Origin of the sequence: Sulfurimonas sp. RIFOXYD2_FULL_34_21 (assembly GCF_001830805.1) — a bacterium.
Lineage (GTDB): Bacteria > Campylobacterota > Campylobacteria > Campylobacterales > Sulfurimonadaceae > Sulfurimonas.
This window is the reverse complement of the sequence record NZ_MICH01000014.1, coordinates 1-19506: the sequence shown is the minus strand read 5'-3', so window position 1 is coordinate 19506 and position 19506 is coordinate 1. Positions and strand designations below refer to the sequence as shown.

Annotated in this window: 21 protein-coding genes and 5 tRNA genes; 17 read left to right on the top strand and 9 right to left on the bottom strand. The window is 35.1% G+C overall.

The features are described 5' to 3' along the window. Window positions 1-48: 48 nt before the first annotated feature. From A2530_RS09620 to A2530_RS09610, 3 genes are read right to left on the bottom strand one after another with little or no spacing between them, the layout of a single operon-like run. Window positions 49-1233 carry a replication-associated recombination protein A gene (locus tag A2530_RS09620; protein ID WP_294883685.1) on the bottom strand — a complete coding sequence of 395 codons (1185 nt, stop codon included), beginning with the start codon at window positions 1231-1233 and terminating at the stop codon, window positions 49-51. A gap of 2 nt (window positions 1234-1235) precedes the next feature. Continuing rightward, a complete protein-coding gene (locus A2530_RS09615; protein ID WP_294883686.1) occupies window positions 1236-2207 on the bottom strand; it encodes a pseudouridine synthase in 972 nt (323 codons plus the stop codon). Beyond that, window positions 2204-3166 (bottom strand): SIS domain-containing protein, encoded by a 963-nt coding sequence (locus tag A2530_RS09610; protein ID WP_294883688.1) that lies wholly within the window; start codon window positions 3164-3166, stop codon window positions 2204-2206. The genes A2530_RS09615 and A2530_RS09610 overlap by 4 nt, the downstream gene beginning before the upstream one ends. Before the next feature lie 111 nt (window positions 3167-3277). On the opposite strand from A2530_RS09610, the gene A2530_RS09605 reads away from it, so the two are divergent. The 3 genes from A2530_RS09605 to A2530_RS09595 are packed head-to-tail and all read left to right on the top strand — an operon-like array spanning window position 3278 to window position 6181. Next, window positions 3278-4012, top strand: a complete 735-nt coding sequence (locus tag A2530_RS09605) for an ATP-binding protein (RefSeq protein WP_294883690.1) — start codon at window positions 3278-3280, stop codon at window positions 4010-4012. 2 nt (window positions 4013-4014) lie between these two features. Next, window positions 4015-5379, top strand: coding sequence for an NAD(P)H-hydrate dehydratase (locus A2530_RS09600; RefSeq protein WP_294883691.1), 1365 nt, complete (start codon window positions 4015-4017; stop codon window positions 5377-5379). A 22-nt stretch (window positions 5380-5401) separates the two neighbouring features. Further along, a complete protein-coding gene (locus A2530_RS09595) occupies window positions 5402-6181 on the top strand; it encodes a thiazole synthase (RefSeq protein WP_294883693.1) in 780 nt (259 codons plus the stop codon). Window positions 6182-6231: 50 nt separating this feature from the next. Here the strand turns inward: A2530_RS09595 and A2530_RS09590 are convergent, their stop codons facing one another. After that, on the bottom strand, window positions 6232-6507 hold the full coding sequence (locus A2530_RS09590; RefSeq protein WP_294883694.1) for a hypothetical protein: 276 nt from the start codon (window positions 6505-6507) through the stop codon (window positions 6232-6234). After that, window positions 6504-7949, bottom strand: a complete 1446-nt coding sequence (locus A2530_RS09585; RefSeq protein WP_294883696.1) for a sodium:alanine symporter family protein — start codon at window positions 7947-7949, stop codon at window positions 6504-6506. Before A2530_RS09585 ends, A2530_RS09590 begins: the two co-directional genes overlap by 4 nt. Before the next feature lie 172 nt (window positions 7950-8121). Here A2530_RS09585 and A2530_RS09580 point away from each other — a divergent pair. From A2530_RS09580 to A2530_RS09555, 6 genes are all read left to right on the top strand, one after another. Next, window positions 8122-8199 (top strand) — tRNA-Pro (locus A2530_RS09580). Between the two features lie 29 nt (window positions 8200-8228). Then, a tRNA-His gene (locus A2530_RS09575) sits at window positions 8229-8305 on the top strand. A gap of 47 nt (window positions 8306-8352) precedes the next feature. Further along, window positions 8353-8429: transfer RNA gene (locus A2530_RS09570), tRNA-Arg, on the top strand. A 14-nt stretch (window positions 8430-8443) separates the two neighbouring features. Next, window positions 8444-8520: transfer RNA gene (locus A2530_RS09565), tRNA-Arg, on the top strand. 26 nt (window positions 8521-8546) lie between these two features. Continuing rightward, window positions 8547-8631, top strand: a tRNA-Leu gene (locus A2530_RS09560). A 119-nt stretch (window positions 8632-8750) separates the two neighbouring features. Beyond that, window positions 8751-10736 carry a diguanylate cyclase gene (locus A2530_RS09555; protein WP_294883698.1) on the top strand — a complete coding sequence of 662 codons (1986 nt, stop codon included), beginning with the start codon at window positions 8751-8753 and terminating at the stop codon, window positions 10734-10736. 5 nt (window positions 10737-10741) lie between these two features. Here A2530_RS09555 and A2530_RS09550 read toward each other — a convergent pair whose 3' ends face one another. Beyond that, complete coding sequence (locus tag A2530_RS09550) at window positions 10742-12355, bottom strand: phosphoethanolamine transferase (RefSeq protein WP_294883699.1); 1614 nt, start codon at window positions 12353-12355, stop codon at window positions 10742-10744. 74 nt (window positions 12356-12429) lie between these two features. Then, entirely contained in the window at window positions 12430-13080 is a 651-nt protein-coding gene (locus A2530_RS09545; RefSeq protein WP_294883701.1) for an MqnA/MqnD/SBP family protein, read from the bottom strand. Window positions 13081-13182: 102 nt separating this feature from the next. On the opposite strand from A2530_RS09545, the gene A2530_RS09540 reads away from it, so the two are divergent. The 3 genes from A2530_RS09540 to glp are packed head-to-tail and all read left to right on the top strand — an operon-like array spanning window position 13183 to window position 15053. Then, window positions 13183-13404, top strand: a complete 222-nt coding sequence (locus A2530_RS09540) for a MoaD/ThiS family protein (RefSeq protein WP_294883703.1) — start codon at window positions 13183-13185, stop codon at window positions 13402-13404. A 3-nt stretch (window positions 13405-13407) separates the two neighbouring features. Continuing rightward, window positions 13408-13845 carry a molybdenum cofactor biosynthesis protein MoaE gene (locus A2530_RS09535; RefSeq protein WP_294883705.1) on the top strand — a complete coding sequence of 146 codons (438 nt, stop codon included), beginning with the start codon at window positions 13408-13410 and terminating at the stop codon, window positions 13843-13845. After that, window positions 13842-15053, top strand: coding sequence for a gephyrin-like molybdotransferase Glp (gene glp, locus A2530_RS09530; RefSeq protein WP_294883706.1), 1212 nt, complete (start codon window positions 13842-13844; stop codon window positions 15051-15053). The genes A2530_RS09535 and glp overlap by 4 nt, the downstream gene beginning before the upstream one ends. On the opposite strand, the gene A2530_RS09525 is transcribed toward glp, so the two are convergent. Continuing rightward, window positions 15050-15607: a ribonuclease HII gene (locus A2530_RS09525; RefSeq protein WP_294883707.1), complete on the bottom strand. Its 558-nt coding sequence runs from the start codon at window positions 15605-15607 to the stop codon at window positions 15050-15052. The two genes, glp and A2530_RS09525, sit on opposite strands and share 4 nt — an antisense overlap. 5 nt (window positions 15608-15612) lie before the next feature. Beyond that, window positions 15613-16677: an ATP-binding protein gene (locus tag A2530_RS09520; protein WP_294883709.1), complete on the bottom strand. Its 1065-nt coding sequence runs from the start codon at window positions 16675-16677 to the stop codon at window positions 15613-15615. Between the two features lie 156 nt (window positions 16678-16833). Here A2530_RS09520 and rpsJ point away from each other — a divergent pair, with 156 nt between their 5' ends. Genes rpsJ through rplB form a run of 5 tightly spaced genes read left to right on the top strand, consistent with a single transcriptional unit; the run spans window position 16834 to window position 19466 of the window. Further along, on the top strand, window positions 16834-17145 hold the full coding sequence (gene rpsJ / locus A2530_RS09515; protein ID WP_011371921.1) for a 30S ribosomal protein S10: 312 nt from the start codon (window positions 16834-16836) through the stop codon (window positions 17143-17145). Between the two features lie 9 nt (window positions 17146-17154). Continuing rightward, the gene (gene rplC, locus A2530_RS09510; protein ID WP_294883711.1) at window positions 17155-17730 is read left to right on the top strand and encodes a 50S ribosomal protein L3; all 576 of its coding nucleotides are present in this window, start codon (window positions 17155-17157) and stop codon (window positions 17728-17730) included. Next, complete coding sequence (gene rplD / locus A2530_RS09505; RefSeq protein WP_294883712.1) at window positions 17730-18344, top strand: 50S ribosomal protein L4; 615 nt, start codon at window positions 17730-17732, stop codon at window positions 18342-18344. Before rplC ends, rplD begins: the two co-directional genes overlap by 1 nt. After that, window positions 18344-18625: a 50S ribosomal protein L23 gene (locus tag A2530_RS09500; protein WP_294883713.1), complete on the top strand. Its 282-nt coding sequence runs from the start codon at window positions 18344-18346 to the stop codon at window positions 18623-18625. Before rplD ends, A2530_RS09500 begins: the two co-directional genes overlap by 1 nt. A gap of 1 nt (window position 18626) precedes the next feature. Next, on the top strand, window positions 18627-19466 hold the full coding sequence (rplB, locus tag A2530_RS09495; RefSeq protein ID WP_294883715.1) for a 50S ribosomal protein L2: 840 nt from the start codon (window positions 18627-18629) through the stop codon (window positions 19464-19466). Window positions 19467-19506 lie beyond the last annotated feature (40 nt).

Sequence of the window (19506 nt, the reverse complement as noted above, 5' to 3'; positions counted from 1 at the left end):
TCCTTTTTTATTATAAAACCTCGTAGTTTATAACTATAACTATTAAAGTTAACTAAAATCAGTAATGTTTCTTAACCAATCTTTAATTTTTTTTTCATAGCCAATATCTTTAAGTTTAACAAATGTTAAAGGTTTTTCAAGATATTTTTGCTTGACATATCCGCCATAATCATGCGGGTACATGTAGCCTTGATTTTGCTGAGTTATATTTTTAGGAATATTAAGAATAACACCGCCTTTAACTGCATTTAAAGCTTCATTTATTGCCATGTATGCCGAGTTTGACTTAGGAGATGCACATAGATATATTACTGCTTGAGCCAAAATTATTCTAGCTTCAGGATAGCCTATTTTTGATACGCTTGTCATAGCTGATGTTGTTAGTGTTAGAGCTTGAGGATTTGCGTTTCCGATATCTTCACTTGCCAGTATTACGAGCCGTCTAGCTATAAAATCAGCACTCTCACCGCCATCAATAAGTCTTGCCAGATAGTAAATAGCGGCATCCATATCAGAGCCTCTAATCGACTTAATCATAGCACTTGTCAAATCATAATGTACTCCGGCTTCACTGCTTCCTGCACTTAAAGCGTTTGGACGAAGTGATTTTAAAAGCTCTATGGTTATATTTTCATCTATGTTTGAAGCAAATTCCAAAAGTTTTAACATAGCCCTTGCATCTCCGCCGCTGCTACGAACCAAATACTCAGCAGCGTCTTCTTTACATGTAAGAGTTGATTTCTCTAATGCCAGGTTTAAAAGTTTAAAAAGTGCTTCATTTGAGATATTGTAAAGTTCAAAAAGCATAGAGCGTGAGCGGATAGCAGATGTAAGCGAGAAAAACGGATTCTCCGTTGATGCGCCGATAACTAAAACGGAGTTGTTTTCCATAACGGGAAGTAAAACTTCTTGTTGATTTTTTGCAAGGCGATGTACTTCGTCAATAAAAATCAGTGGTTTTTGCAGGGTGTTTTTGTATTGATCAAAAATTTTTCTTAAATTCTCGATTTTGATGCTTGTAGCATTAAACTCATAAAACGGTAAATCCATCTGTTTTGCAATTATTCTTGCAAGAGAGGTTTTTCCGCATCCCGTAGGTCCGAAAAAAAAGCTGTGTCCAAGAACATTTTTTTCGCACAATACTCTAAGCGGTGCATTTTTAGCGCTTAAATGCTCTTGTCCGACTATATCATCAAAAGATTGCGGGCGTAAAAGATGCGTAAAATCACTCAATCTCAGCTCTTCTTTTTAGAGAACTTTTTATCTTTAAAAGTTGGTTTTTTATTATCTTTAGAGGAGTGTTTTTTCTCTTTATCACTCTTTTTAAACTCAGGCTTTTTACCATCTTTAGCAAAGTGTTTCTTCTCTTTATCACTCTTTTTAAATTCGGGCTTCTTACCCTCTTTAGCAAAGTGTTTTTTCTCTTCGTTGCTCTTTTTCAGCTCCGATTTCTTCTCGTCTTTTAAAAATTTGCCTAAAGCAGAGTATTCGCTGCGGCTTAGAAATCTTACCTTTCCATCAGGGAGATTATTTAACTCTATTTCTGCAAAACTTATTCTTTTAAGATCAACTATATCTGTACCGAAATGTGCGAAAAAACGTCTAAGTTCGCGGTTTTTACCCTCATTAAGCGCTACTTTTAAAATAGAGTAGTTATGCTGATTTTTTTGAATTTTATACCCTATAAAAGGTTTAAATTCCATTTTTGTTACTTTTGAGTGGCTGTGTCCGCCCGCAGATGCATCATCAAGAATCATACCGTTTAGCATAGCGGCTTCCATCTCTGAAGTGACTTCGCCTTTGATTTTGATTTTATAGATTCTTTCCAAGTCTGATTCCATAAGCGCAGATGCAACTTTTGAAGCATCAGTTAGAAGAAGCAGTCCCTCAGAAGCATAATCGAGTCTGCCTACGGGGACGTAATGTTTATATTCTTTGCTTAAGCTGTCATATATGGTTCTTCTGCCTTTAGGATCGCTTTTTGTTACCAGCTCTCCTTTTGGTTTGTTATAAACAATTACCGTATATTTATCTCTAGGGCTTACTTGTTTACCGCTTACATAAACGATATTTACTCCCTCTTCAACGTCAGTTGCAGGGTTTGTTTCAATCTCTCCGTCAATCCTGACGTAACCGTCTTGAATCGCCTTGTCCGCTTCTCTTCTTGAGTAGCTTGAGTGGTGGGCAATGTATTTATTTAATCTCATGATATACCTTTTTCTATCAAAGTATGGATATGAAGCACACCATTAACTCTTCTTTCTTTATCCGTTACAACCAAAAGCTGTATCTTCATCTCTTCTATAATTACAAGTGCTTCGCTCGCAAGCATATTTTCATCATCTATTGTTTTTGGGTTTAGGGTGGCATATTTTAAAACGCTCTCTTCTAGTGAAAAATCTTCACTCATCAAAGCTCTACGAATATCTCCGTCACTCATAAGAGCTAAAAGTTTGCCTATTTCATCCGTTATTAAAACAGTGCCTAGTCGCCCTTCGCTTATTTTAACAATTGCATCTTTTAGTTTTGTGTCGCCGCTAATAACAGGTAGATTTTTTGTTCTCATTAAATCTTTGACTTTTACAAATAGCTGTTTTCCCAAAGATCCGCCCGGATGAAAAGAGGCGAAGTCACTTCTTTTAAAATTTTTTGCCTTCATTAAACAGACTGCAAGAGCATCGCCAAGGGCAAGAGTTAACGTCGTTGAGCTTGTAGGCGCAATATTTAGCGGACATGCCTCTTTTTCAACTACGACATTTATAACTAAATCGCTGTATCTTCCAAGCGTAGAATTTTTATCTTTTGTCATACCTATTAGTGGAATGTTAAATCTTTTTACATGTGGAAGTATTGAGCTTAACTCTTCACTCTCTCCGCTGTAACTGATTGCAATAACTACATCATCTTTGCCGATCATTCCCAAATCACCGTGAAGAGCTTCGGTAGGATGCAGAAAAAAGCTTGGAGTTCCCGTTGAAGCAAAAGTTGCAGCCATTTTTGCTCCGATTAGTCCTGATTTTCCTACACCTGAGACAATGAGTTTGCCTTTACATGTAAGAATAATCTCAACCGCTCTATCAAAAACGTCATCAATATTTTCGGCACTACGTAAAAGAGTATCTGCTTCAATTTTAAGGGTATCTTGTGCTATTTGTCTGTAATTCATAACGCAATTATACTCTTTTTGGGTACAAAAACGTAAAGAACCCTATAGAATATTTGGAATTTAATTTATAAGAGATATAATGTTTACTAAAAACTTTTTAGAGGGAAAAAAATGAGAGATAAACTCGGAAAATATGTGAGCAGTATTAATACGTTAAAAGTAGAAGAGAGAGTACTGTTTTTAAATACATTAATTTTAGCAGAAGAGGGCGCCGGTAAAACAAATCTTGCTTGTAAAATAAGAAACTATGTTATAGACAGCGGTGTTGCTACTCTATATCTTGATTTTTCTAATTCAGAAATAGACAATATTGAATTAAGATACAAGGATGAGCATTTTAACTATATAAGATTTGACGAGAGTGATGAGTTTCAAGTAGAGTTTAATAAATTGATTGATGATAAAAAACATATATATATGGCAGTTGACCCTGCTTATTTTTCAAATAAAAGAGATATAAAAAGTAAACTTACCGAAACACTTCAGATTAAAGGGCTTTTAGAAAATTATTACTATTTTTTCCATGATATTGAAAATTTAAACGGTTTTTATACCAAATTTGAAGACTTTTTGCTCTACATGTTAAACTTTTTAAATCTTAAAAAGTATGGACTTACATTTTTGGCTCAACCTCATTCTACATTTGAAAGCCCGCAAATTAAACTTTTATTTACATTTTTATATCTTGGAAGATGTTCTAATTTTGAGTATTTCAATACTGCAAATCTTAAAAAATTGCCGAAAAACAGATTTTTCTACCAATATAGAACAAACTATCAGACACTGTTATTTAACGATATAAAGAGCAATATAGTTCAAATAGATGAGTATATGCTTGAAGAGTAGAGATGCAAAAGCTTTTTGATGAGGTAGCATCTCTGGATAAAAGATGTTACGAGGAGTTTTTTTTAAGCGAAGATATTTTAATGGAGCATGCTGCTCGCGGCATGGCTGAATATATACGTGAAAACTTCCCTGAAAAATCAAAAGTTATTGTCGTATGCGGAAGCGGAAACAACGGGGCTGACGGTATAGCTCTTTCAAGACTTTTACATATAGAGTACGATGTCTCAATTTTATACGCAAAAAAACCGACTTCAAAAATGGCACTGCTACAACAAAAAAGAGCTTTTAGCATAGATGTAAAAGAGTCTGAAAAACTTCAAGATTGTGATGTTTTGGTTGATGCAATAGTAGGTACAGGTTTTAGCGGCGAATTAAGCAGCGAGCTAAAAAGTTTGATAGATGAGATGAACTCTCTTAATGCTTTTAAAATTGCATGCGATGTTCCTTCATGTTATATGTTTAGCGCTGATGTCACTCTCACAATGGGTGCTTTAAAGAAAAGTATGTTTCTTGATAGCTCAAAAGAGTTTGTAGGAAAAATCAAAGTTTTAGACTTAGGTGTGTCAAGAGAAGTCTATGAAAAATCAAGCAACTGGAATTTGCTTGATTTGGAAGATATACAACTGCCTTATAGAACGAGAAAAGATTCTCATAAAGGCAGTTTCGGTCATTTAGCGGTTGCATGCGGACAAATGAGCGGTGCTAGTATAATGAGTGCCTTGTCGGCTTTAAAGTTTGGAAGCGGACTTGTTACACTTGTGGGGTTTGAGAAGATAGAAATACCGCATAGTTTAATATACTCTCATGAAGTACCCAAAAACGCAACGGCACTGGCTTTGGGAATGGGACTCGGTGCTGAGTTTAGCAAGTTGGAACTTGCCAAATTTTTGGACAACTCTCTGCCTTTAATCGCGGATGCAGATATATTTTATATGGAAGCAGTTTTAGAGATTTTAAAAAGAGAAAAAACTGTTCTTACTCCACATGTAAAAGAGTTTGTTTCACTTTTAAGATTGACGGGCATAGCTGATATTTCTGTCGATGAGTTGCAAAAAAACCGTTTTAAATATGTAGAAATGTTTTGCAATAAGTTTGTACATGTAACACTGCTTTTAAAAGGTGCCAATGTAATAATTGGACAAAACAACCAGTTTTATGTCAATCCTCATGGAATTTCTGCTTTGGCAAAGGGCGGAAGCGGTGATGTTTTAAGCGGTTTGATAGGTTCACTTTCGGCTCAAGGTTATGCTCCGCTTGAAGCAGCAATTCATGCTTCACTGGCACATGTTAAACTTGCGTTAAATTACGGCGGTGCTGATTTTTCACTTACGCCTGATGATTTAATAGATGGAATTAGTAAATTATAGATAAAAAAAATTAGGAATAAAAATGAGAGATATTTTAAAAATCGGAAAGTATGAATTAGGCAGTCGTTTAATAGTCGGAAGCGGAAAGTATAAAGATTTTCAAACAACAAAGGATGCAACGTTAATAAGCGGTAGCGAACTTATTACGGTTGCAGTTAGGCGTTTAAATATAACAGATCCGGACAAAGAGAATCTTCGTGATACTTTTAAAGGTACAAATGTTAAGTTTTTACCAAACTCTGCGGGGTGTGTAACTGCCGAGGAAGCTATAACTACTTTTCGTCTAACTCGCGAGGCTACGGGAATAGACTTGATAAAACTCGAAGTTATAGGCGACACCCAAAAAACTCTTTATCCCGATGTTTTAGAGACTATAAAAGCTTGTGAAGTTTTGGCACGTGATGGCTTTACTATAATGGCTTACACTTCAGATGACCCTATAATGGCAAAAAGACTCGAAGATGCAGGTGCTCATGCCATAATGCCTCTTGCCGCTCCTATTGGAAGCGGGCTTGGAATTCAAAACCCTTACAATATAGTCTTTGTCCGTGAAGCGGTAAATGTTCCTGTAATTGTTGATGCGGGAATAGGTTGTGCAAGCGACGCTGCTTATGCTATGGAGTTAGGTGCTGATGGAGTTTTGACAAACACTGCAATAGCTCAGGCGCAAAATCCGATGATGATGGCTGAGGCTATGAAACATGCGGTAATTGCTGGAAGAATGAGTTATTTATCAGGAAGAATCCCAAAACGTCCTTATGCAACAGCTTCTTCGCCGATTAACGGGATGATACAGTTTTAATAGTCAGAAAAAGGAAGTAATTCCTTTTTCTTCGCTAATTAGTATATTGTTTAAACCTCTATTTTGTTAGATAGATGAGTCATAAGCAGAAGCTGTCCCATTCCTTCAAAAAATTTATTTATTCCTATATTTTTAGATTCTGATGCTTTTTTTAAAGCCGTTAAAAAGACAAGCTTTGATTCTTCTGAAGCTTTCATGTAAGTATCTATAATATATTTATAAGAGAGAGTATGAATATCTCCGTTTACGTTAAAATCAATCTCTGAGAATATATCAATCTCATGTACATGTAAAAGTTCTTTACATTTTTGTTTTATATCACTCATCTAATCGCCTCTTTATCTAATTCTCCGCTTTTTAGTTTTCTAAGATACTCTTCAAGCTGCTTTTTCACATCTCCGCCTAATATAAAAAGTCCTAGGATATTTGGCAGTGCCATGGCAAGCATAAGCATAAAACTAAAGTCCACCATTATTCCCGTACTCACAACCGTTGCAATTACGGATAGAGATAAAAACATAATTTTATATACAATAGAGAATTTTGAGCCAAAAAGATAAACCCACGCACGTTCGCCATAGTAAGACCAAGATATCATTGTAGAAAAAGCAAAAAGAAATATGCTAACAGATAAAATAGAAGGAAACCACTCAATTACAGTTCCATAAGCGGCACTTGTAAGCGCCGCTCCCTCTTTTGCAGCGATAAGAGGAGCATAAATGCCATCTGGCTCATAAACACCCGTAATAATGATAACTAAAGCAGTCATAGTACAGATAACTACGGTATCTACAAACGGCTCATAAAGAGCTACAAAACCTTGTCTAACCGGATATTTTGTTTTAACCGGAGCGTGTGCAACCGGCGAAGAGCCTATTCCCGCTTCACTTGAAAAAACGGCTCGCTGGAAGCCTTGAACTAAAGAGCCGATTATCCCGCCATATACGGCACTTGTGCTAAACGCTTCTTTAAATATAAGTATAAAAGCATCATCTATTTTGTGATAAAATGAGCCTAAAATCCATAAGGATGCACCGATATATATGATTACCATAATAGGCACGAGTCTTTCGGTAAAAGCAGAAATTCTTGTAATTCCGCCTATAATAACTGCACCTGTTAAAGATGCTATTGCAAAACCGAATATTAAGGGATTTTTTTCAAAAAATACAACTTCATGTGAAATTGCGCTGTATGCTTGAGAAACTTGAAATATATTTCCTCCGCCGATTGCTCCGCCTATCATTAATACGGCAAATAAAACTGCTAACACTTTTCCAAATTGTGCATAACCCTTTTTTGCAAGACCTTTTGAGAGATACTCCATAGCACCGCCCATAATAGTTCCGTCTTTTAAAAATTCTCTATATTGAATTGATAGTGTTACCTCTGTAAACTTAAGGCTCATTCCTAAAAAACCTGCAATTATCATCCAAAATGTAGCACCCGGACCGCCGACTCCAACGGCAAGTGCAACACCTGCAATATTTCCAAGACCTACGGTAGCACTAAGTGCAGTTGTTAAAGCACCAAAAGGTGATATTTGTCCAATATCATCAAGTGTGCTGTATTTGCCTCTGACTATATCTAATGAGTGTTTAAATGCCCTGATATTTATAAACTTAGTCAAAAATGTTAGATAAATACCGCCAATTATTAGCCAGACTACCAAAAAAGGTAGATTGACATCTTTTACAGTTCCAAAAAGAATGTCAAAAAATAGAAATGTTTCTAAAAAAGAGTTTATACCACTAAAAAAATCACCCAAAAACTGCCCTTTACAACTATATAAAAGTATTGTAACAAAGTAATCTTAATCTCTTTTTGTGTCAGCTATTTAAAAGTTTTTAAATAATGCAAAATTACTATTGACTTTTTAAAAGTTATTGACTATAATTTCGCCTCATTAATCAGCTCTCGGGTTGTTTTAATGTGCAGGTCGGGGTGTAGCTCAGTATGGTTAGAGTACTTGGTTTGGGACCAAGGGGCCGAAGGTTCGAGTCCTTTCACCCCGACCACTTTATATTTTTATTCTTATTATAACATGGTGGGATTAGCTCAGTTGGTTAGAGCATTGGTTTGTGGTGCCGAGGGTCACGGGTTCGAGCCCCGCATCCCACCCCATAAAAATAAAATATAAAAACTTAATAATAAAAATAATAAACTTTGTGGCGTTCGTGGCTCAACTGGATAGAGTTTCGGACTTCGGATCCGACGGTTATAGGTTCGAATCCTATCGGGCGCACCATTTTTATAATGTATGCGTCCTTAGCTCAGCTGGATAGAGCAATGCCCTTCTAAGGCATCGGTCAGAGGTTCGAATCCTCTAGGGCGTACCACCTTTTTATATTGTTAATAATCACATGCGGATGTGGTGAAATTGGTATACACGCCAGACTTAGGATCTGGTGTCGCAAGACGTGGAAGTTCGAGTCTTCTCATCCGCACCATCTTCTCTTTTATTATTCCTATCTAGTAATTAAACGCAACAATCTAATTTTAATGAATTTTTGTAATATGCTAAAACTGTCTTTAAATTAGATATAATGGAGCAAAAAAATGGTTTGGAATGAGTATAAAATATAAAATAATATTTTTTATTTCTGCAATCGTGTCATTTACTATAGTTATAATTAGCTATAGCTACGTTAACTATACTCAAAAAAATATCAAAGAACTTTCAGTCAAACAATTAGAGTCTATAGGATATATTACATTTGAAAGATTAAAAGAGTATCTTTTCCATAACAAGGAGAAGGTTGAACTTTTTAACAGTCGTTTGCTTTTACAAAAAACCCTTCTAAGTTATCTTGAAAATCCCGATAAAAAATTAAATGAAATACTAGAAAATATTTTAAAATTATTATATACGGAGCGTGGAAACATAGAAGACATAATTATTTTGGATACAAATGCAAATATAATAGTTTCTAAAAGCAATAATATATATGATAAGCAAATGATGAAAAAAATGTTCACCAAATCATTAAGCGGCAGTTATTCGCATCTTAGTTTTATATACAATAATGTAGCGTTATTATGCATATCTTCGCCTATTTATAAGGATAAAACATTTGTCGGAACAACTATATTTAAAATTAGATTGAATACTCTAAATGAAATGTTAGAACAGCGAGGTGGATTGGACGACACTGGAGAAGCACTTCTTGGGAGTTATGATGAAAAAGGCAACATTATTATTTTTACTCCTCTTAGATTTTCAAAATATCCTTTAATCATGTTAGAAAAAGATATAGATAATGCAATTCCGATGAAAATAGCGTTGCAAAAAAAAGAGCATCAAGTTGTCGATAATGAGCTTGATTACCGCAGAGAAAAAGTTATATCAACGGTGCATTATTTTGAGCCGCTAAATATAGGAATCGTTGTAAAAAAAGATATTAAAGAGATTATGCAACCAATTAAAGAGCTCAAAATAACACTGTTTAAAATTATGTTAATCGGTATTGTCATCTCAATTATAATTAGTTATATTTTTTCATTGTATATATTTAGATATATAAATATGATATTAGATATAACATCAAAAATCTCAAACGGCGATTTTACTCAAAGAATTAAAATATTTACAAATGATGAGATAGAGATGATTTCTAATTCAATAAATAAGATGGCAAATACACTTGTAAATATAAACTCAAAACTTGAAAAGAGAGTAGAGGAAAAGACACATTTATTAAAAGAGTCTAATTATAAATTAAACTATATTTTTAATATAACGCCAAATATAACAATCCTAACAAACGGAGAGACGATTATTAAGGCTAACAATAAATTTTTTGAATTTACCGGTTTTAATAGTTTGGAGGAATTTTTTACGAAGTATAACTGCATCTGTGATATGTTTAAAGCTAGAAGCGGATGTCTAAAATCTAAAATGGAAGATAAAAGTTGGATTGAATATGTAGTTTCTTATCCTGAAAAAACTCATAAAGTAGTAATTAAAAAAGATGATGTAGAACATATGTTTTTAGTTAATGCAACATCTTATACCGAAGCGGCAAAAATAAACTATATAGCCGTATTTGAAAACATTACGGAGATACAAAAAATTGCACATACGGATAAATTAACACAATTGGCAAATCGTCTTAAAATTGATGAAATACTAGAGAGATGCTTTCAAAGCGGTAAAAGATATCAGAGAATCTTTACTATAATATTGATAGATATTGATTTTTTTAAAAAAGTAAATGACCATAAAGGTCATTTAATAGGCGATGAAGTTTTAAAAGATATAGCAAAAATTTTAAATACTCTAACAAGAAGGGTTGATCTTTTAGGACGTTGGGGTGGCGAGGAGTTCATTATTATCTCAAAAGAGACTGATATGGACGGAGCTTATATATTGGGAGAAAAGATCCGTCATGCAGTAGAGTCTTACCTATTTGCGGCAGATTTAAAACTAACAATAAGTGTAGGCATATCAGAATATAGAAATGATGAGAGTATAGAGGCTCTTATAAAAAGAGCCGATGAGGCATTGTATATGGCAAAAGAAAAAGGAAGAAATAGAGTTGAGATTATAAAATAATCTAATTATCTGTTTATAGTAGCAGGAGCAAAGATATCTTTGTTCTTTTCGTACACACTTGTGCTTACATTAAACACACCTAAGAGAGTGTGAAAAAGATTGTCATGTGAAAACTCTTTATCTGAGTATGATTTTAGTTTTTTCAAATCTATCTCTTTTGTGATTTCATCTCCAAACCACATAAGAGATGCTACATGTGTTTGATTTTCAGGTGCCATAAAATATGGAAGTCCATGAAGATACAGACCATTTTCGCCTAAACTTTCACCGTGATCACTCATATATATCATAGCAGTTTCATGAGTGTTTGAATACGGTTTTAAGAAATTAATAACTTTTGATAGAAAATAGTCCGTATATAAAATAGCATTGTCATAGGCATTTGATATCTCCTCTTGTGAGCAATTTTCAAGCTGATTTGTTCTACAAACCGGTGTGAATTTTTCAAACTCTTTCGGGTATCTTTTATAATAAGCCGGACCATGATTACCCATTTGATGCAGTACTATTAGAATATCTTTTGTCTTGTTAGTCTCAATGTACTTATCAAGTCCTACAAGCATCCCCTCATCGCGCGGTTCAATGTCGCAAACGGTGTTGGTTGTACCGTTTTTAAAATCTTCGCATAAAATACGCGCTCCTACACCTTTTGAATCAGAGTTGTTGTCTCTCCATAAAATCGCAATTTTATCCGTGTAGTTTAACACGTCAAGAACATTTTCCGTAGTTTGACCTTTGGAGTCTGAAAAATCTTCACGGTTATAGATGGAAAACATACAAGGCACTGAGACGGCTGTTGAAGTACCGCAAGAGTGAATGTTAGAAAAATTAATTATCTCTTCTTGTTTTAAAAGAGGGTTTGTTTCACGCGTATAACCATTTAATGAAAAACGGTTTGCTCTTGCTGCTTCGCCTACAACCATAATAATAAGTTTACTTTTGTTCTGTTTTTGGTTTATTGTAGCATCTCTGCCGATAGGTTTTAGCTCTTTTTTACCATCTTTTAAAGAGTCTATTATAAACTTCACACTGCTGTAAATAGGGTAGGTTGGATTTGTGTAGTAGCGAAGAGGCTTATGCTCTCTAAAAAATGAGGTGTAGAATTTACTAAAAATTAAAAGCAGCAGAACAATTATGCTAAGGCTTATACCGATAACTTTAATTTTTAATAGAGCTTCTTTTTTAAATGAAGTAAATTCCAGTGGATATTTATATACTACAATAGATGGTAGTATTCCTAAAAAAAGAAGATATCCTACAAGCTCAATACTTAAAAGATCCATAGACTCATGTAAATCTGTCTGGATAGAATTGCGTATCATGCTATCATCGATAACGATATGATAGCTGTTCATAAAATAGCTTGTAAATGCAGAGATAATAAGAAAAGATATTAAAAGTGTTTTGGTTGTATATCTTGAACTAAGTAGAGTTAAAAGCAGTACTATAAATGCAGCTAAAACTACAAATAAAGACAAGACAAATGCACTGTTTAGAGCGTTTAACGGATATACCTCTATAACATTTTTTAAAAATGGTATATTGGTAAAAATGGTTAAAAATATAGCTGTTATTATAATTAGTCTATATTGCGTTACCGGCTGGATGTTTTTAAACATTAAATAGTTACTTTGAAGTGAATTTTGTCATAATTTTAGCATAAAGTTACAAATAGTTTGTAACTATCCGTACACTATAGCTTTATAGCTTCTTTATAAAATCTTCTAAGACCCATTTTTGCTTTTGTATCAAGATGGTATGAGATATGTTTTAAATAATTCAGTATATTGTTTTGAGAAATTTTTGTTCTTGTGGAAGCTTCATTTAGCATATATCTTGGAATTTTTACTCTGCTTTTTAGGAAATTCTTTTCAATTTTTTTATAAAACTCTTCGTCTTTGTGATAGCATAAAAGCGCAAAAACAAACGGAAGATTATATTTTTCATGCCACTTTTCGCCCAAATCTACATGTGGTTTGTTTTGAAGGTAATAACGAAGAGCATTGTCGCCTATTATAACTTCGCCTCTAATGTTTAATATCTTTGCAAGAACGTTAGAAGTCTCCGATGCGCTATCATTTACACTATCTACATGTGGAATAATCAATACGCTTAAAACTTCTTTTTTAGCGATTATCCCTAAGTTTACATTTTTATAGTTTTTTGCTCTTATGCTTGAGATAAAAGCTGCATCGACTCTATGTGATAGAAATTGTTTATTTATTTTTGATGGAACTCCGCGTTTGTAGTGCATACTCATACTCTGCTGGCTGCTTTTTGTAAATCGTTTCATAAAAACATGAAAAGGTAAAAGATTTAGATACTCTATTTTGCCAAAAACCACACACTTCTCCAACTAACATTTGGCAAAATTATACAGCTCTTAACTTATAAAAAAGATGAGTTTGATATAATCATGGCAAGAAAAAGTTTCAGGAGCAATCTTTTGGTAAGAGTAGAGTTTTTAGGACCGATACAAAAAGAGCCTATGCAGTTAGAAATAACGAATTTAAGTCAATTAGCCGTAATACTGCAAGGTGATGAAGAGATGAGAGAGTGGCTGGAAAATTCTGCCGTTGCGGTAAACGATACTCTTGTAAGCAGTAAAGACGTAGAGTTAAAAGACGGCGACAGAGTTGCTTTGCTTCCGCCTGTTTGCGGAGGTTGAGAAGTGCTTTACTTATATGACGGTCCTCTTGACGTTCCTTTGATTTTAAAAGATTGGTATGAACAAGAAGCAGCGAGTAACTACGGAGCATATATTCCTTTTGTAGGAACTGTAAGAAGCGAGGACGATATTGAGGGACTTAGTTTTGACATTTACGAGCCGATACTGAACTCTTGGTTTGATGCATGGCAAAAAAAAGCAAAAGAGAGGGGTGCCGTTATAAAAATGGCACACTCCCGTGGAGATGTAATGCTTCATGAGTCTTCATATATAGCTGCTGTTTTCTCTCCAAAACGCCGTGTTGCTTTGGAGTTTATAGACGAATTTGTAGAAGACTTTAAGGCATCGGCTCCAATATGGAAATATGATATCAAAGAGGGTAAGAGAATTTATGCACTTGATCGCTCAACTGCTATAAAAGGGAGCGGAATTTTAAAATGAGCCTATTATCTTATGAAACAAGCCAAAACATGTTGGATTTATTACATGTTAACTCATCAAGAAGCGAAAATATAGCACTTAGTTCATCTCTTGGAAGAGTATTAGCAGAGGATATCGTTGCCGAGTTCAACGACCCGCAGTTTCCTACCGCTTCAATGGACGGATATGCTGTAATTCACACTGATTTGGATGGAAAAAGTATAACAATTCTTGGAGACAATCCTGCTGGGAGCAACGAAATCCGAACTATTAAAAATGGCGAATGCATAAAAACATTTACCGGTTCTATGATGCCTCACGGTGCCGACACGCTTATTCAAATAGAAAATGTTAGTGTAAACAACGGCAAAATCACGGTAGATGAAAAAGTGCCTTTTGGTAATGCCGTTCGTCCTATCGGAGAAGGCTACAGAGCGGGAGACATACTTATCAAAAAGGGTACGAAAATAGGTTTTGTAGAGATTGGCGTAATGGCAGCTTTAAACAAAGTGATGGTAAAAGTTGCACTTAAACCTCGTGTTGCCGTTGTTTCAACAGGGAGCGAAATTTTAGATTTGGGCATAAACAGCGATAACCCTTCGCAGATAAGAAGTTCAAACAATTACACCTTAGCGGCACTTTTTGAACAATCAGGTGCAGAAGTTGTACAGCTTGGAACAGTCGGCGATGATAAAAATTCAATAATGCAAACGTTTCAAAATGCTCTCTCTTGTGCTGATATACTCGTAAGTACGGGCGGAGTCAGTGTGGGCGATTATGATTTTGTAAAAGATATAGTTCCGCGTATAGGGGCTGAAGTTGTCTATAAAGGCGTGGCAATTAAACCGGGTAAGCATATTTTAGTGGCACAAAAAGAGGAAAAATTTGTTTTAGCACTGCCTGGATTCGCCTATTCATCCACCGTTACGGCTATACTGTACGTACTTCCGCTTATTGCAAAAATGTTAGGACGCGACTCTGCATACAAAACAGTAGCGGCAAAACTTAGCGAAGAGTTTACAAAAAGAAGCCGCCTTACTGAATTTACGGCTTGTAACGTAGTAGTAGAAGACGGTGAATATTTTGTAAATTTTAAAGATAAAAAAGTTGGAAGTTCTGCGATACTAACCAACATGTTAAACTCAAGTGCGTTGATGATTACAGGTGAAGAGGACGCTAACCTCTCCAAAGGTACTTTCGTAAACGTAATACTGCTTGATAATTTTTAAAACAGTGTAGGTGCAAGAGCTTTTAGTTTATAGCTTCTTCTGTGTATCTCGCAGTAGCCGTGTTTTTTAATCATCTCTACATGTAGAGCCGTGCCGTATCCTTTATGTTTTTCAAATTCATACAGAGGATATTTTTTAGCATCTTTGATAATGTTTCTGTCATGTGTAACTTTTGCAAGTATTGAAGCGGCACTAACTTCAGGAATTTTACCGTCGGCTTTTATCATAGTATTTAATCCGCTTACGCCAAACGAAGAGTTTCCGTCAAACAGATACTCTTTACATGTAAGATGATTCATAATCTCTTCAAGCCCTCTTTTTAAACAAAATGAAATTCCGTTGTCGTCAATCTCTTTTGGAGAAAAAACTACTATATGATAAGCAGAATTTTTGATAATTTCTTCATAAAGAGCCTCTCTTTTTTTCTCGGTTAATTTTTTTGAATCGTCCAATCCATCTACATGTAAATTCAAAATACATCCTGCAATTACCAAGTCTCCGGCAATGGGACCACGACCTGCTTCATCAATACCACATAAATTTCCAAATTTCATTTTTCTTAGTCTCCTATTGCCCAAATATCAAACGGAATCATATCCACGCGCGATAAAGGGTGGCTTACACTTCCTTCTCTGCTCATGGTTATCGCCGTTACTTTTTTAATTTGGTATCTAAATAAAAAAGCTTCAATGGCTTCCATCTTTTTAAAAAGCGTTCTCTCGTCCGCAAAAGGCATTCCCAAAATCACTTCATCGTTTTTTGGAAGATAAAAATCAATTCCGTCGTCATAGAAGCAATCTCTTTGTGATTTTAGCAGTTCCAAATATATCATATTCTCAAAAAGTCTGCCGAAGTTCTTTTCAATAGTTAGAACCGATTTTAAAGATATATCGCAAAGGTATATCTTTCTAATTGCCTTTGGATGATTTACCTTTTGCAGCTGATGTATATAGTTTTTTTCACTAAGTGCTTCAAATGATTTGTAGAGTTTATCTTTTGATATTTTTCTGCCGTGCCTTATTCTTTCATATATAGAATATGGCGATATCTTTTGTGCCATCATTTTTGCACAAAATATCAAAATATCCAACTCAACATCGTTAAGTTTGCTCTTTAGAGCTTTTTGAAGATATATAACTCTCTCGTCACTGTTTATTTTATGCATAGAAGGGAAACCGCCTAATTGAAAAAAATGATTTAGTGCAGTTGAATCATACTTGTACTCATAAGCCAAAAACTCCTCATAATCAAGCGGATAAAGTTTTAGAGTCGTTAAAAAATCTATCTTGTACTCTATTTCGCTACAGATGATAAGTTGAGGTACGTTCACGATATTTATACTTTGTATGTAATTATCCAAAACAAGAGTGTTAATCATATTTTTAATACAAAAATTTGAGAGAGTTTTATTTAACTCATCTACATCAATACGCAAGTCACTGCAATCTATATACATGTAACTGTTTTTTTTAAGCCCAAAAAGATAGTTTTTGACTATTTTAGTTTTTCCGCTTTGCGTAATCCCGTTTATCTGATAGTTTAAATCTTCTAAGTAGAGTTTTCTAAAATGAAATTTATCTACATGTATATCCGTTTTATATAGTTCTTCAAGTAATATTTCCATGTGTTAATTTTACCATTTCCTTGCTTAAAGGAAATAAATTTATAGATATTTCAAATTTTTGCCTACATTTACTTGAATTTTAGAGACGCTTTGGATACAATTCCGCTCCCTTAACATAGTTAGGCTAGACCTGACGAGTTCTTTAGAAGGAAAAACATGGAAAAAATTCGTTTAAAATTGAAAGCTTACGATCATCGTGTACTTGATAGATCTGTAGCATCAATCGTAGAGGCTGTTAAGCGTACAGGCGCGGTAATTCGTGGTCCGATACCTTTACCAACAAAGATTCGTAAATATACTGTTATCAAATCTCCACACGTAAATAAAAGTTCACGTGAGCAATTTGAAATTCGTATGCACGCTAGAGTAATCGACATTGTTTCTGCTACGCCGGAGACTGTAGATTCTCTAATGAAATTAGATCTTGCACCGGAAGTGGACGTTGAAGTTCGCTCTATGGATAAGTAGGAGGTCATCGTGGAATATATTGTTGAAAAAATCGGTATGAGCCGTACTATCACAGTTCCTAGTAAGCCTGTTACTCTATTAAGAGTATTGGATGCTAAGGTATGTGAAGTTAACGAAGGTAGCGCAATTGTAGCTTACAATAGCGGTAAAAAAATGAATAAGTCAATTGAAGGTCAGCAAAAAAAATACAGCCTTTCATCTGAGTTTAACCGTTTTGTTACTATTGAAGTAGCAAACACTGAAGCTGGTGATTTAGATTTAGCACCTTTAGCAGAAGCTAAAGTTGTAAAAGCTACATTCAACACAAAAGGTCGTGGTTTTACTGGTGCAATGAAACGTTGGAATTTTTCTGGTGGTCCTGCTGAACACGGTCATAGATTTGGTCGTAGAACAGGTTCTATCGGTAATGCAGAGTGGCCAGGTCGTGTTATGAAGGGTAAAAAAATGCCTGGACAATACGGAAATACACAAAATAGTGTTAAGAACGAAATTATCTCTTTTGATGCTGAAAACAAAATCATTGCGGTTGTTGGTTCAGTTTCTGGAGCTAATGGTTCTTTAGGTCGTGTAAAGGTAGCTAAATAATGAGCGCAATAGTTCTAAATGAAAAAATGGAAAAAGCTTCTGAGTTAGCTTTGCCGGAAAGTTTTTCTGGTATTAATCCTCATAACTTATACCTGTACGTAAAGTCAACACAAGCAGCTATGAGAGCTAACAGTGCTACGGCTTTAACTCGTGCAGAAGTTAGAGGTGGTGGTAAGAAGCCATGGGCTCAAAAAGGCGGCGGTCGCGGTCGTGCCGGTTCTAAACGTGCTCCAACATTTGTTGGCGGTGGAAAAGCGTTTGGACCAAGTAACAATCGTAACTATGATTTAAAAGTTAATAAAAAGCAAAAAAAACTTGCTCTTAACTTTGCTTTAGCTGAGCATGCACAAAAGGGTAGTTTATTCATCGTAGAGAGCATTGAAATAGCATCTGGAAAAACAAAAGATGCTGCGGCTTTGTTTAAATCGTTAAATCAAAGAGATACTCTTTTTGTTAAAACGATATTGGATGAAAAAACTTATTTAGCATTTGAGAATCTTTCAAGCACGTATGTAATTGAAGAGAATGAATTAAATGCTTATTTAGCTGCGAATTATCGTTCACTTGTGATCGAAAAAGCGGTATGGGAAAATCTTGTAGGTGAGGCTAAATAATGGCAGATATTACAGATATTAAATCTATACTATATACAGAAAAGACACTTGCTATGCAAGAGGATGGAATGATTGTTGTTCAAACATCTCCACGTATGACTAAGTCAGGTCTTAAAGAGGTTTTTCGTGAGTACTTTGGAATCGTTCCATCAAGAGTAAACTCACTTAATCAAAGCGGAAAAACAAAACGTTTCCGTGGTGTAGCCGGTAAACAAAACGACTTTAAAAAGTTTTACGTTAAGTTACCAGAGGGTGCACAAATAGAAAGTTTGGCGGTTTAACATGGCAATTAAAACTTATAGACCGGTAACTCCGTCTCGTCGTTTTTATACGAATGTTGAAAATAGTGATATCACTTCTAAAGCGAGCGTGCGTTCATTGCTTGTTAAACTTCCTGCAACTGCTGGACGTAACAATAACGGACGTATAACTTCTCGTCATAAAGAAGCGGGTGCTAAAAAACTTTACCGTATTATCGATTTTAAAAGAAATAAATTCGGTGTACCTGGTACAGTTAGCACTGTTGAGTACGATCCGTACCGTAACTGCCGTATTGCACTTGTTACATATGCAGACGGTGATAAAAGATATATCCTTTTACCAAAAGGTTTAAATGTAGGCGATGCTGTTATCTCTGCTGAGTCTGGCGTAGATATTAAGCCTGGTAATGCGATGAAACTTATGAATATTCCTGTTGGTACAAATGTACATAACATTGAGTTAAAAGTTGGCAAAGGCGGACAAATGGTTCGTTCAGCTGGAACTTCTGCTCAAATTATGGGACGTGACGGCAAATATGTTTCACTTCGTATGCCTTCATCTGAAATGCGTTTAGTATTAGGTGAGTGTATGGCTACTGTCGGAACTGTCGGAAACGAAGAGTATATCAATATTGTTATTGCAAAAGCAGGTCGTTCTCGTCATATGGGTATCCGTCCTCAAACTCGTGGTTCTGCGATGAACCCGATAGATCACCCGCACGGTGGTGGTGAAGGTAAAACGAATTCAGGTCGTCATCCAGTTACTCCATGGGGTAAACCAACGAAGGGTTCAAAAACTCGTCGTAAAAAAGCAAGTGATAAACTTATTATTACTCGCCGTAAATCTAATCCGAAGAGGTAGTTAAATGGCAAGAAGTGTAAAAAAAGGTCCATTTGTTGAT

Excerpts from the sequence above, each read along its gene's own strand:
- A2530_RS09615 (WP_294883686.1), bottom strand. The coding sequence starts at position 2,207 with ATGAGATTAAATAAATACATTGCCCACCACTCAAGCTACTCAAGAAGA.
- A2530_RS09610 (WP_294883688.1), bottom strand. The coding sequence starts at position 3,166 with ATGAATTACAGACAAATAGCACAAGATACCCTTAAAATTGAAGCAGAT.
- A2530_RS09605 (WP_294883690.1), top strand. The coding sequence starts at position 3,278 with ATGAGAGATAAACTCGGAAAATATGTGAGCAGTATTAATACGTTAAAA.
- A2530_RS09600 (WP_294883691.1), top strand. The coding sequence starts at position 4,015 with ATGCAAAAGCTTTTTGATGAGGTAGCATCTCTGGATAAAAGATGTTAC.
- A2530_RS09595 (WP_294883693.1), top strand. The coding sequence starts at position 5,402 with ATGAGAGATATTTTAAAAATCGGAAAGTATGAATTAGGCAGTCGTTTA.
- A2530_RS09590 (WP_294883694.1), bottom strand. The coding sequence starts at position 6,507 with ATGAGTGATATAAAACAAAAATGTAAAGAACTTTTACATGTACATGAG.
- A2530_RS09555 (WP_294883698.1), top strand. The coding sequence starts at position 8,751 with ATGAGTATAAAATATAAAATAATATTTTTTATTTCTGCAATCGTGTCA.
- A2530_RS09550 (WP_294883699.1), bottom strand. The coding sequence starts at position 12,355 with ATGTTTAAAAACATCCAGCCGGTAACGCAATATAGACTAATTATAATA.
- glp (WP_294883706.1), top strand. The coding sequence starts at position 13,842 with ATGAGCCTATTATCTTATGAAACAAGCCAAAACATGTTGGATTTATTA.
- A2530_RS09525 (WP_294883707.1), bottom strand. The coding sequence starts at position 15,607 with ATGAAATTTGGAAATTTATGTGGTATTGATGAAGCAGGTCGTGGTCCC.
- A2530_RS09520 (WP_294883709.1), bottom strand. The coding sequence starts at position 16,677 with ATGGAAATATTACTTGAAGAACTATATAAAACGGATATACATGTAGAT.
- rpsJ (WP_011371921.1), top strand. The coding sequence starts at position 16,834 with ATGGAAAAAATTCGTTTAAAATTGAAAGCTTACGATCATCGTGTACTT.
- rplD (WP_294883712.1), top strand. The coding sequence starts at position 17,730 with ATGAGCGCAATAGTTCTAAATGAAAAAATGGAAAAAGCTTCTGAGTTA.
- A2530_RS09500 (WP_294883713.1), top strand. The coding sequence starts at position 18,344 with ATGGCAGATATTACAGATATTAAATCTATACTATATACAGAAAAGACA.
- rplB (WP_294883715.1), top strand. The coding sequence starts at position 18,627 with ATGGCAATTAAAACTTATAGACCGGTAACTCCGTCTCGTCGTTTTTAT.